This is a genomic window from Nocardia sp. NBC_01329, from assembly GCF_035956715.1.
GTDB lineage: Bacteria > Actinomycetota > Actinomycetes > Mycobacteriales > Mycobacteriaceae > Nocardia.
Window position 1 is genome coordinate 5,303,506 of record NZ_CP108381.1, and the last position, 12,605, is coordinate 5,316,110.

At 66.6% G+C, this 12,605-nt stretch carries 15 protein-coding genes; all 15 read right to left on the reverse strand.

Going from position 1 to position 12,605, the window contains the following annotated elements:
- Positions 1-181: 181 nt before the first annotated feature.
- Positions 182-805, reverse strand: a complete 624-nt coding sequence (locus OG405_RS24110) for an FHA domain-containing protein (RefSeq protein ID WP_327148720.1) — start codon at positions 803-805, stop codon at positions 182-184.
- A gap of 255 nt (positions 806-1,060) precedes the next feature.
- Complete coding sequence (locus OG405_RS24115; RefSeq protein WP_327152479.1) at positions 1,061-1,420, reverse strand: histone-like nucleoid-structuring protein Lsr2; 360 nt, start codon at positions 1,418-1,420, stop codon at positions 1,061-1,063.
- 117 nt (positions 1,421-1,537) lie between these two features.
- Complete coding sequence (lysS, locus tag OG405_RS24120; RefSeq protein ID WP_327152480.1) at positions 1,538-3,004, reverse strand: lysine--tRNA ligase; 1,467 nt, start codon at positions 3,002-3,004, stop codon at positions 1,538-1,540.
- 296 nt (positions 3,005-3,300) lie between these two features.
- A complete protein-coding gene (locus tag OG405_RS24125) occupies positions 3,301-3,723 on the reverse strand; it encodes a rhodanese-like domain-containing protein (RefSeq protein WP_327152481.1) in 423 nt (140 codons plus the stop codon).
- 8 nt (positions 3,724-3,731) lie between these two features.
- Positions 3,732-4,358 (reverse strand): cysteine dioxygenase, encoded by a 627-nt coding sequence (locus tag OG405_RS24130; RefSeq protein WP_327148721.1) that lies wholly within the window; start codon positions 4,356-4,358, stop codon positions 3,732-3,734.
- Positions 4,359-4,546: 188 nt separating this feature from the next.
- A complete protein-coding gene (locus OG405_RS24135; protein WP_327148722.1) occupies positions 4,547-5,341 on the reverse strand; it encodes a type III pantothenate kinase in 795 nt (264 codons plus the stop codon).
- 17 nt (positions 5,342-5,358) lie between these two features.
- On the reverse strand, positions 5,359-5,778 hold the full coding sequence (panD, locus tag OG405_RS24140) for an aspartate 1-decarboxylase (protein WP_327152482.1): 420 nt from the start codon (positions 5,776-5,778) through the stop codon (positions 5,359-5,361).
- A gap of 238 nt (positions 5,779-6,016) precedes the next feature.
- The gene (gene panC, locus OG405_RS24145; protein ID WP_327148723.1) at positions 6,017-6,976 is read right to left on the reverse strand and encodes a pantoate--beta-alanine ligase; all 960 of its coding nucleotides are present in this window, start codon (positions 6,974-6,976) and stop codon (positions 6,017-6,019) included.
- A gap of 64 nt (positions 6,977-7,040) precedes the next feature.
- Positions 7,041-7,988: a Rossmann-like and DUF2520 domain-containing protein gene (locus OG405_RS24150; protein ID WP_327148724.1), complete on the reverse strand. Its 948-nt coding sequence runs from the start codon at positions 7,986-7,988 to the stop codon at positions 7,041-7,043.
- A gap of 117 nt (positions 7,989-8,105) precedes the next feature.
- Complete coding sequence (locus OG405_RS24155) at positions 8,106-9,296, reverse strand: DUF6779 domain-containing protein (protein WP_327148725.1); 1,191 nt, start codon at positions 9,294-9,296, stop codon at positions 8,106-8,108.
- Positions 9,297-9,368: 72 nt separating this feature from the next.
- Entirely contained in the window at positions 9,369-9,845 is a 477-nt protein-coding gene (locus OG405_RS24160; protein WP_327152483.1) for a DUF3180 domain-containing protein, read from the reverse strand.
- A gap of 198 nt (positions 9,846-10,043) precedes the next feature.
- On the reverse strand, positions 10,044-10,589 hold the full coding sequence (folK, locus tag OG405_RS24165) for a 2-amino-4-hydroxy-6-hydroxymethyldihydropteridine diphosphokinase (protein WP_327148726.1): 546 nt from the start codon (positions 10,587-10,589) through the stop codon (positions 10,044-10,046).
- Complete coding sequence (gene folB, locus OG405_RS24170) at positions 10,586-10,978, reverse strand: dihydroneopterin aldolase (protein ID WP_327148727.1); 393 nt, start codon at positions 10,976-10,978, stop codon at positions 10,586-10,588. The genes folK and folB overlap by 4 nt, the downstream gene beginning before the upstream one ends.
- Positions 10,975-11,793, reverse strand: coding sequence for a dihydropteroate synthase (gene folP, locus OG405_RS24175; RefSeq protein WP_327152484.1), 819 nt, complete (start codon positions 11,791-11,793; stop codon positions 10,975-10,977). The genes folB and folP overlap by 4 nt, the downstream gene beginning before the upstream one ends.
- A gap of 92 nt (positions 11,794-11,885) precedes the next feature.
- Positions 11,886-12,557 (reverse strand): GTP cyclohydrolase I FolE, encoded by a 672-nt coding sequence (gene folE / locus OG405_RS24180; protein ID WP_327148728.1) that lies wholly within the window; start codon positions 12,555-12,557, stop codon positions 11,886-11,888.
- Between the last annotated feature and the right edge of the window lie 48 nt (positions 12,558-12,605).

Sequence of the window (12,605 nt, forward strand, 5' to 3'; positions counted from 1 at the left end):
GCAGGGAATTCCGCCGCCGCCGCTCCACCCTAACGATGTGCGGCCGACGGCAGGCTTATTCACTCATAACGCCCCTACCCCCCGATTGGTTTCCCACTTCGGTTTTGCCCAGAGCGAACAGAGCAGCTCCCAGAACTGGGGAGTCCGATACCGCGGGGCGAGGGACAGCCGGGTCACGGCCTCACAGTTCGCGGTCGGCGATGAGTCCGCTGCGCATCGCCAGCGCGGCGAGCCGAACGCGCTTCTGGTTCTGCGGCAGATCTTCGACGCCGAACTTGGCGAACAGGGCGCGCAGATGGGTCTTGACGGCATCCACGCTCAGGAACAACTCGTCCGCGATCTGCTGGTTGGTGGCCGGGGCCGCGAAACCCGCATCCCCTTTGTACGGACGGCACAGCGCGACGAGCACCGCGCGCTGGGCCTCGGTCAGCGAGCGGACGGTGGGGATGCCGCCACCGGAGGCACGGGTGGCATCGTCGGCGACGCCGTTGAAATCGTGGAAGGACACCAGTGAGGTGCCGACCCGGATGCGGTCACCGGGCATCAGCCGACGGCGGCCGTTGAGACGTTCGCCGTTGACGAACGTGCCGTTACGGGAAAGGCCGTCGTCCACGATGGTCCAATGTGCGGCGAGGTATTCGACCGCGGCGTGCAGCCGGGAGACCTCGGCGTCCCAACGCAGCGACAGATCGGCACCCGCGGAACGGCCTATGGTGATCCGCTGCCGATCGGGGCTCAACATCACTTCGCGCCTACGGCCTTCGTCATCGGTGAATCGAAGGAACGAACCGACGGATCCGGTCACTGCGCCGATACCTCACCTCTCCATACCGGCAGCAACTGCCGGGCACTGCGGACCTCTTGCACTGCGGCGCGCGCGGCCCGGCCGATCCTATCCATGGTGCCGGGCAGTCGGCCGCTCGGGCAAGATGGAACGCCGCCGGGCGCAGCGGCCCCGGCGATCGACGCCGGGGCCAGCGGTAATTCCAAATAGCTATCGAGAAGACCCGCCGTCGCCGCGTTCTGCGAATAAGCCCGCGAGCGACGGTTGAAAGAAAAATTACCCCTTCGCGGCCTTGTTGTACGCGTCGGTGATATCGGCGGAGATACGGCCACGCGCGGAAACCTTGTGACCATTGCGGCGCGCCCACTCACGAATAGCCGCACTTTGTTCGCGATCCATGGTGGCGCGGGCCTTCGTGTTGCCGACGGCCGCCACCGCGGACTTCACCCGGCGCCGACCGCTCACCCGACGGGCACTGGAAACCCACTGCTCCAACTCGTCCCGAAGCTTCGAAGCATTCGTCGACGACAGGTCGATCTCGTACGACACCCCATCGATTGCAAACTCGATGGTCTCGTCCGCGATGGACTCACCGTCGACATCGTCGATCAGGCTAACGGTGACCTTCTTTGCCATGAGATGAACGTCCTCTCGAAATCGTGCGGCCCGAAAAATCAGGCCGATTACCCGAGGCAAGAATACCCCGAATTCGGAAAATTCCAAGGCGAGCGGCCTGCTATGCAAACCGTTCGCTCAACGGCCTACCGGCCGCACTATTGGGAACAGTATCGTTTCCCGGATTCCCAATCCGGTGAGTGCCATCAACAACCTATCGATTCCCATACCGGTTCCGGTTGTCGGCGGCATCCCGTGTTCCATAGCGGCCAGGAAGTCTTCGTCGAGCACCATTGCCTCGTCATCGCCTGCCGCAGCGAGACGGGCCTGATCGATGAACCGTTCGCGTTGGATCACCGGATCCACCAACTCCGAATAGCCGGTGGCCAACTCGAAGCCGCGGACATACAGATCCCACTTCTCGGTGACACCGGCCCGCGACCGGTGTTGCCTGGTCAGCGGAGAAGTCTCGACCGGGAAATCACGAACGAAAGTCGGCACGTACAGCTTGTCGCCGTAGCTGTGCTCCCAGAGTTCCTCCACCAGTTTGCCGTGGCCGTAGCCCTTGCCCTCGGGAATTTCCAGACCGAGCCGATCCGCCAGCTCGAGCAATTCCGGAACAGTTGTTTCCGGGGTCACCTCGACCCCCGTCGACTCGGACAACGACGGATACATCTCGACCGTTGTCCACTCACCGCTCAAGTCGTATTCCGAACCATCGGCAAGGGTGACGACCTGAGTTCCCAGCGCTTCCTGTGCCACTTCCTGGATCAATTCCCGGGTCATGCGCGCGGAGTCGTCATAGGTGCCGTACGCCTGATAAGTTTCGAGCATCGCGAACTCGGGCGAATGGGTTGAATCGGCACCTTCGTTACGGAAGTTCCGATTGATCTCGAAGACCCGCTCCAACCCTCCGACCACGCAGCGTTTCAGAAACAACTCCGGAGCAATGCGCAGGTAGAGATCCATATCGAGGGCATTGGAGTGCGTACGGAAAGGTCGCGCGGCCGCGCCCCCGTGCAGGGTCTGCAGCATCGGCGTCTCGACCTCGAGGAAATCACGATGCTCCAGCGCATTGCGCAACGCACGCACGACCGCCACCCGGGTACGAGCCGTTTCACGAGCCTCCGGACGCACGATCAGATCGACATAGCGTTGCCGGACCCGCGTCTCCTCGCTCATCTCCTTGTGCGCTACAGGTAGCGGGCGCAGCGCCTTGGCCGCCATGGACCACGAATCGGCCATGACACTCAATTCACCCGTACGCGACGAGATGACCTCGCCGTGCACGAATACCATATCGCCGAGATCCACATCGGACTTCCAGGCCGCCAGTCCATCCGCGCCGACACCGTTCAGGCTCACCATGGCCTGCAAAGTAGTGCCGTCGCCCTCCTGCAGCTGAGCGAAGCACAATTTGCCGGTATTACGCATGAAGATGACCCGGCCGGCCACACCGACGAGTTCACCGGTCGCGGTATCGGCCGCGAGATCGGGATAGGCGGCACGGATTTCACCCAGGCCATGGGTACGTGGCACCGAAACCGGATAGGCCTCCCCGCCCGAATCGAGCAGCCGCTCCCGCTTCTCCCGGCGGATCCGCATCTGCTCGGGGACGTCGTCGACCTCCGCGGAGCGGCTGGATCGCCCCGCGGGAACAACGCCCGCGGAGCCGCCGGATGACGAGATGTTCGGGTTGCTCACAGCGAACCACCCTAGCGTGCACGGCAAATCGATTCGTCATCCGCCCGCCCCAACGGTGCGATCGGAAATCACCCGCGGAACGTACGCCGGACCACCCCGGGAGAAATAGACCATTTGGTTGCTTAGAATTTTCCCGGGGAACCGGCGCGCGTCGGAAATACATTGTCGTCCGGCCGCATTCGGCCCACGATGATAATTCAGAGAACGGCGAGCGAACGAACTTCCCTGGTGAAGTGCGCGGCGCCGGTGGCGACAGATCGCAAACCGGCCGCTTCCAGTGCCTTATAACCGCCGACCAGATCGGTCGCCCGATGCAGACCCAATTGACGCAACGACGCCGCGGCCAGACTGGAGGTGTATCCCTCCGAGCACACCACCACCCATTCGACATCGTGATCGACGGCCAGCGCCAAGCGTGCCGAACTGGTGGGATCGAGCCGCCACTCGAGCACATTCCGTTCGATGACCAGGGCCCCGGGCAGCGCCCCTTCCCTGGCTCGCTGGGCCGCGGGCCGGATATCGACCAGGAACGCGCCCCGGGCGAGCGCGGCGGGCAGTTCTACGGGGTGGAGCCGTCGCAACTGGGAACGGGCTCGGTCGAGCATCTGATCAATGGTCAGTCGCGACATCAGAGATCACCTTCGGGCTGGTCGGTGAGGACGGTGTGGGTGCGCCGCAGGCTGCCGTGTCCGGTCACTTCGTAATAGGACATAGCGGTGAGCGGCGGTGAGTAGGCGTGCACGCTGAGCGTGGGATCGAGCGGTCCGGGACCGGAAGATCCCGATACCGCGATCCGGTCGGGGGCTCGCACGACATCGTGCACCCAGCCGATCGGAAAGGCGGCCTGATCGCCGGCGGACAGCACCCGATGGCGGAGTCCGGTACCGTTCCAGCGGTATTCGGCCAGAGCACCGCTGAGCACGGTGAGCGCACCGAGCGAACCGGCGTGATCGTGCAATTTCGTGGATTTGTCCGGAGTCCAGCTGATCAGCCAGACATCGACTTCGTCGTCGGAGACCAGCCGGGCGGCCCAGCGGTCCACCGCAGGCCACGATCCATCCGCGGGGAGCAGGTGATCGTACCGGCCGGCGAGCACATCCTCACCGGTCTCATCGGTCAGCCGAAGGAGGTCGGCCGGACGCAAGCGAGTAGGCAGCGCCGGGGCGATCGGACGATCGGGAATCGGATTCGCGGCCGCAGCGGAAGCATCACGAGCCGACCGGCGCACTACGGACGAAAGAGCAGGCGAATGCATCAGCGCATCTCCAGGAAGTAAAGAAACGGTCGAGGACTGCAGAATGCCTCGAACGGTCGAGGCGAATCAGCCTCGACAACACTCCTGGGTACGCATGCGGATCAGCACACGGTGAGCTTAGCAAGCCTCCGACGCGACGGCCACATGCGACTCGGCGGAATTCGTCACAGCCGGGCGCTCAGGTGGAATCAGCCGCGACTACGGCGCTGATTGCGCTCGAAGACCAGCCGCAGCCCGGTGATCGTGAGATTCGGCTCGTGATGCTCGACGGTCTCGGATTCACCCACGATCAACGGGGCGGCCGCACCGGTCGCCACCACCGCGACACCGTCATCGGCGAAACCGTCGATATCATCGCGGATCCGGTCCACCAGACCGTCCACCAGACCGGCGAAGCCGAAAATCGCCCCCGACTGGATACATTCCACGCTGTTCTTACCCACCACCGACCGGGGTCGAGTCAACTCCACCCGGCGCAACGCGGCCCGCTCGATCAGGGCCTCGGTCGCGGTTTCCACTCCCGGCGCGATGACCCCGCCGAGGAACTCCCCCTTCGCCGATACGAGATCGACGCAGATCGAAACACCGAAATCGACCACGATCGCGGCGCCACCGAACTGATGATGGGCAGCGAGACCGTTCACGATCCGGTCGGCGCCGACCTCTTTCGGATTGTCCACCAACAGCGGAATTCCGGTCCGCACGCCGGGCTCCACCAGCAGATGCGGCACCTGCTGCCAGTACCTGTCCAGCATCGACCGCAACTCGCGCAGCACCGGCGGCATCGTCGACAGACCCACCACCCCGGTCACCGCGTCGAAATCGGAGCCCACCAACCCGCGCAGACTCATCGCGAACTCGTCCGCGGTATGCAACGGATTCGTGTGGATCCGCCAGTGCCGGACCAGCTCGGCCTCCGGGCCCGTACCCGCGACCAACCCGACAACGGTGCTGGTCGTGCGGACGTCGATGGTCAACAGCATGCGGTCACCGCCGCCGCTCAGGCGAAGGTCAGATTGCGGGGGCTGATCAGATCCGAGCCCTCGGGCGCATGCGCCGGATCCGACCCCAGCTCGACCGGACGATTACGGGAGTCCACGAACACCACCTTCGGGTCGTACTCACGCAACTCGGCCTCGTCCATCATGGCGTAGGCGATGAGGATAACCAGGTCACCTGGGTTGACCAGATGCGCGGCGGCACCATTGATACCGATCACGCCGGAACCACGCTCGCCCGCGATCACATAGGTCTCCAGACGGGCGCCGTTATCGATATCGACGATGCAGACCTGCTCACCCTCGAGCAGGTCGGCGGCATCGAGCAGATCCTGATCGATGGTCACCGAACCGACATAGTGCAGGTCGGCATGGGTCACGGTGGCCCGGTGGATCTTCGATTTCATCATGGTGCGCAACATCATCGTCGCCTTTCTGTGTTCATGGCGGCGCCTTCGGCGCCGCGGGGGCGGGGCCCTCGTGACCCCGGTTCTTCACTCCTGCGCTCAGTCGCTGCGCTCCTTCGCTTCGTCGCTCCAGAACCGGGGCGGGCCCCGCCCACTGAGGTCGGCCATCCGGCAAGGATGGGAAATTCACGCCTCCGGGCCGCTCTGAAGCGGGTGGCCGCGCCATGCGGTGCACCGGGGATCGAGAGGGTACTCATGACCCGGTCCCGGGGGTGCTCGGTGAGACGCCGTTCGCGAGAGGGGCGACGGTATCGGCGTCGGGGTGACCGTCCAGTTCTACGCCCAGTTGGACCGGGGCGTTGTCGATCAAACGGGTGGCGCCGAACCGAGCCGCGACGAGCAGGCGGGCGTTACCGTTCTCGGGGGCGGGATCCAGATTCGCGGATCGGAGTTCGAGATAGTCCAGTTCGATTTCGGGGGCGGCGGCCAGTACGGCGTGCGCGGCCCGCAGTACGGCGTCGGCACCGGCCGCACCGGATCGCGCACCGGCCAGCAGCGCGGCGGAAAGTGTGGTCGCGAGTTCGCGCTGGACGGGGTCGAGGTTGCGGTTGCGCGAGGAGAGAGCGAGACCGTCGGATTCGCGCACGGTCGGCACCGCCACGATCTTCACATCGAAATTCAAGTCGCGGACCATCTGGCGGATCAGTGTGAGCTGCTGATAGTCCTTCTCCCCGAAGAAAGCTTCGTGCGGGCCCACGATCTGCAACAGTTTGGCCACCACGGTCAGCATCCCGGCGAAATGGGTCGGCCGGGACGCGCCCTCGAGATCGGCGCCGGCCGGTCCGGGCTGCACCGTCGTACGCGGGCCCTCCGGATACATATCCGTCGCACTCGGCGCGAACACCAAGTCGACTCCCTCGCCACGCAGCATCTCCACATCCGCGTCGAGGGTGCGCGGGTAACTGTCCAGATCCTCACCGGCACCGAACTGCAGCGGATTCACGAAGACGGAAACCACCACGATCTGATTGGTGCGCTTGGCACGACGCACCAGTTCGAGGTGCCCTTCGTGCAGAGCACCCATGGTGGGCACGAAGCCGACGGTACGCCCGGTCCCGCGCAACGCCCGTACCACCTTGCCGAGTACGGCCGGATCGTGCTGCACCGTCAGTTCACCGGCGCGGTAGGCACCGCGCAGCGTCGAATCCGTCATCGAGCCTCCTTCGAAGGCACTCCATGCGATCCGCGGAAGCCGCGGCGAAGGCGGAGATATCGCATCATCGGGGCTCCTCCAGCAACTCGCGTAGTTCGGCCGGGGCCTGCGCCCGTTCGGCGGTACGCCGCGACAGCGCCCGGTAACCGGCGGCCACCTCTGGGTCGGCCGCCGCGAGGGCGTCGAGGTGCGCAGCGACCGCCGCGATGTCCCCGCGTGCCACCGGGCCGGTCAGCGCCGACTGGCCGCGGCGTAGCGCGTTGTCCAGCGCAGCGGAGGCCAGCGGTGCGAGCAGCCGTTCCGGCAGACCGCCCGGCTGGTCGTCGATGGTCTGCTGGCCGAGCAGACCGGGGCCGGCCAGCGCCTGCCGCAGCGCATCCACCGCGTCCAGCACCAGCGTTACGAGGTGGTTGCTGCCGTGTGCGAGCGCGGCGTGATAGAGGGTGCGGTGTTCCTCGGCCACCCGGACCGGTTCGCCGCCCATCTCGATCACCAGGGACTGGGCGATGGCATAGCCGATCTCATCGGCGGCGGTGACTCCGAAACAGGCGTTGGCCAGCCGGGACACGTCTTCGTCGTGACCGGTGAAGGTCATGGCCGGATGGACGGCCAGCGGTAACGCACCGGCTTCCTGTAGTGGGGCGAGTACTCCGATCCCGTTGGCGCCGGAAGTGTGGACGACGATCGTGCCGGCACGCACTGTCCCGGAACTCGCCAGACCGCGCACCAGCCCGGCCAACTCCGCGTCGGGGACGGCCAGGAGCAGCAGTTCACTGCTGGCTGCGACCTCCTCGACCGGGAGGATTCGTGATTCGGGCAGTCTGGACTGTGCCCGGCGCACCGAGGCGTCGGAGATGGCGGCCACGCCGAACACGATGTGTCCGGCGCGCTCGAGTGCGGCGCCGAGTGCCGATCCCACGCGTCCCGCCGAGACGATGCCTACCGTCAGTCGTGCGGGCGCCGGATCACCACTCGCGGCCGGGTTGCCAGGAGTCACGCGTGGCGAGGTCAACAGTGTCCTCTCGAAGTCGTTCCAGTCCCGCATTGCGGGTACCGGACGGTATGAGTCGAGGATAGGACCAGCTCCGGCCGATGCGCCATGGGCGCCCCGGGTGATATACGCCGCACTTCAGGAGCTGCGCTGCTCCTCTTCCTGACGCAGATTCGCCATGATCTCGGCGACCGACAGGCGCCGGGTCCCGCCGGGATCGGTCTGGGTGCGGCGACGCCGCGAATTCGCCGATCGGGGGAAGAGAGCGACCGTCGCCCGCACGGCCGATTCGCGGGGCTTTCGGTCGACGGACTTGTCGCCGACGGGCGGTTCGGATACATCCGTCACCGGCGGGTCGGAGTCCGGCCCGCTGCTGTCGTTCATCGGCTGGCCGGTATCGGACAGCGGCGGGCCGGTATCGGGCGACGGCGGGCCGTAGAAGGGTTCATCGGGCCGCGGACCGTAGGTGTCCTCGCCTTCGGTATCCGCTTCGTCGTACACCTCGGTGAAGGCGTCCGCCCAGCTCGGCCCGGAGATATCAGGGGCGGACGGCTCATAGGGCGGATCGTCGTCGAGCCGAACGATCGCCGTCTCCGCGGTGACCGGGGCATCGTCGGGGCTCGCGAACCGCGGGCGGCCCGGATAGTCGGTTTCGTAGACCGGGGTCACCGAATTGCGCTCGCCGTGATCGCCGCCGGATTCGGTGATATCACCGGCAGGCTCGGTGATATCACCGACCTCCGCTTCGGCCTCGGCCCAGCCATCGGCGGCATGCGACCAGCTCGCCGCGGCATTCGCCCAGGCATCCACCGCCCGCCGCTCGCCCTCGTCCGATCCCTGCCAGCCGGGCGTAAGCCCCGTCGCCTTGTCCTCGGCGCCGGGCAGTTCCTGGATCCGGAAAGCCGACGCACGCAGTGCGGGCCGCTCCTCCGGCAGGTCGCCGTCGAAGAGTCGCTCCAACTGCCGCCGCAACACTGTGAGTTCGGCGCGCAATGCCGCCATTTCCGTCGCCTCGGCGCCCAGTTCCGAACGCACCCGCGATTCGACACCGACTTCGTGCTCACGGCGGGCGCTGATCTCACGCTCGAGTTCCAGCTCGTAGATCTGCCGCAGATCGCGCATCCGCGCCTGGTATCTGCCGGACGCCCACGCACCGAGCACCGCGGCCCACAGCGCGACCACCAAACCCACCCGGATGAATTCCAGGCTGTCGCTGAAAACGAGAAACACGCTGGCCACCAGGCCCAGTAGGACGAGTGCGCCGAGGAAGAGCTTGCCCACATCTTCCCGGCCGCGCGAGGAAGTACTACTGCGGGACGGTGAAACCATGCCCGCAAGGGTAGCCGCGATATTCACCACCGCCCAGGTCGGAATGGGCGGGATGGATCACGGTCGCGAGGCCTACGAGGGGGCCGGGTCGTCGGTCGGGTCGTCGGGAGCGCGGCAACAGTATTCGAGCCACAGCGCCGCCACCGCGAGTGCGATACCGGCACCGCAGCCGATGAGGGCGCCCGGATAGTCCGCGTCGGCCGCACGTAGATCGCCGCGTTGCGGGAAGATCCAGAGCAGGAATCCGAGCCACACCCCGGCCACCAGCGATCCCACCTGAGCGGAAGCCTTTGCCAGCGCGAGTGCGCGGGCGACGGTGATCGGATGCAGCTGGCGCAGATCGGCGCCGATCTGACGGCTGCTCACCCGGGTCCGGATATAGAAACCGAGGGCTGCCTCCAGAAGCGCCACCGGATACAGCGAAGCCCCGGCGATGGTGGAGATAGGCGGGAAACTCCCGTAGGCCAGCCGAGTCGCCACCCATGCGATCACCGCCGCGATCAGGATATTGGCCAGCAACTCCCGGACGCGGGTGGGTTTGAGCTTCATGCCCCCACCGTCGTCTCCGCCGCCCTGGCCGCCACTGTTGTTCATACCGCTGCCCCCGAAAGCCACCACACCTCTTTCGTACCGGGTACATGCGGTCCGCGGAGGCCGCAGCGAAGGCGGAAGTATCGCATCACCACACATCCTTCGTACCGGGTACATGCGGTCCGCGGAGGCCGCAGCGAAGGCGGAGGTATCGCATCACCGCACCGTCCCCGCAGCGGGTAGGAGAGCCAATTCCGTGCGCCGGACACCCGCGCGCTCGGCGGGGTCCAGCTCCATCAGGAGTTCTCGCGCACTGCGTTCAGTCCCCTCGACGGCCAGGGTCGCATCGGGTTCCACATCGAGCCAAGGGATCAGGACGAACGCCCGGTTGTGCGCCTGTGGATGCGGCAGCGTGAGCTCGGGATCGGTGCTGTGCAGCGCACGGAAGCCGCCGGCGTCCGGCTCGGCGCAGGAGACGATGTCTACATCGAGGGTCCTGGCACCCCACCGCACCGCCCGCTCGCGGCCGGCCGCCGTTTCCAGTCGCTGCCCGTGCCTGAGCCAATCACGGCAGCGGTAACCCGGGTCCTCGGCCACCAGCACGGCATTGAGGAAATCCTCCTGCTCCACGCCGCCCCAGGGCGCGGTGGTGTACACGGGCGATACGGCGCGCACCCGGGTACCGAGCCCGGTGACGACACCGCGCAACAGTTCGAGCCGATCCCCCATGTTCGAACCGATCGAGAGCACCGCCCGCGTCATGGGGATCCCTGCCCACGGCCACCGGCGGTAACCACCCGCACATCGGCGAAACTGTGCGGAATGGGTGCGGCGGGCTTGTGCAACACCACCTCGACATCAGCGACGCCGGGCACTGCGCGGACCCGTTCGGCGATCTCGGTGGCGACGGTTTCGATCAGATTCCGGGGCGGCCCGGCCACGATCCGCACGGCCAGTTCCGCGAGCGCCCCGTAATCGACGGTATTCGCCAGATCGTCGGTGGCCGCCGCTGTGCCGAAATCCGACCAGACGGTCAAGTCCACCACGAATTCCTGTCCGTCGCGGCGCTCGTGCTCGAAGACTCCGTGCCGACCGAAAACTCGCAGCCCCCGCAGCTCGATCCGGTCCGGGCCGGGTGCCGGCGTATTCACCGCGGCGTTCCCGGCCGCTGCGCGCCGCGCCAGGCGTCGGTCACCGCGACGGCGTCCTGCGAACCGCGCACGTCGTGGACCCGCACACCCCAGGCCCCGTGCCACGCCGCCAAGGCGGAAACGGTGGCGGTCGCGGTCTCCCGGCCACCGGGTGGGCGCGGCCCGTCGGCATCGCCCAGCAGCGATCCCAGGAACCGTTTGCGTGACGCGCCGATCAGCACCGGGAACCCGTCGGCGACGAAGAGATCCAGAGCGCCCAGCAGAGCCCAGTTGTGCTCCGCCGTTTTCGCGAAACCCAGACCGGGATCCAGGATGATCCGCGCCGGATCGACACCCGCGTCGATCGCATGTTGCACCTGGACCCCGAGCTCGGCACGCACCTCGGACACCACATCCTCGTAATGGTCCGCCGGACCGGTGTGCCGGTAATCCGACGCAGCCCGCCAGTGCATGAGGATCCACGGGATATCGGCGGCGGCGACTACCGCGGCCATCGCGGGATCGGCGCGACCGCCGGACACATCGTTGATCACCGTCACCCCGGCCGCGATGGACGCCTCGGCAACTCGGGCCCGCATGGTGTCGACACTGGTGGGAATACCGGCGGCGACCAGTCCGCGTAGCACCGGGACCACCCGTTCGACCTCGGTCTCCACATCGACCCGGACAGCACCGGGCCGGGTCGACTCACCGCCGACATCGATGATGTCGGCCCCCATTTCGTAGAGCCGGACCCCATGTTCGATTGCCCGCTCCGGATCGAGGTAGCGCCCCCCGTCGGAGAACGAATCGCCGGTCACGTTGACCACGCCCATCACCACGCACGACCGGCCCGGACGCGGATCCACACCCGGCCGGGGACGAACCCCGCTGAGGGTGGGTACCGTGGCGGCCGTTCGCTGGTCGCTCACTTGCGCAGGATCAGGTCGAGGGCCTCGGAACGCGAGGCCGAGTTGGTCTGCAGGATCCCGCGGACCGCCGAGGTAGTGGTGCTGGCGCCGGGTTTGCGGATTCCGCGCATGGCCATGCACAGGTGCTCGGCCTCGATCACCACGATCGCGCCCCGCGGGTCCAGTTTTCGCATGACCGCGTCGGCGACCTGGCTGGTGAGCCGTTCCTGCACCTGGGGGCGTTTCGCGTAGAGGTCGACCAGCCGCGCCAGTTTGGACAGGCCGGTCACCCGGCCGTGCGGGCCGGGGATGTAGCCGACGTGGGCGACACCGTGAAAGGACACGAGGTGATGTTCGCAGGTCGAGTAGATCGGGATATCGCGAACCAGGACGAGTTCCTGATGTTCTTCGTCGAAGGTCGTGTTCAGCACCGCGTCCGGTTCCACGTACAACCCCGCGAACATTTCACGGTAGGCACGGGCGACCCGGGCGGGAGTATCGAGCAGCCCCGGCCGGTCCGGGTTCTCACCGACCGCGAGCAGCAGTTCGCGCACCGCGGCCTCGGCTCGCGGCTGATCGAACCGTCTACCGGTGTGCTGCGCGATCAGCTCCGAGTCGGGCTCGTCACTTTCCCCCAGCTCAGCGGGGATACCGGCCGTCCGGCCGTTGGTCTGCCGATCGGTCGACATTCGAGGACACCTCCACATCTCGGGCGCGGCAGTACACACCGGGCGCCG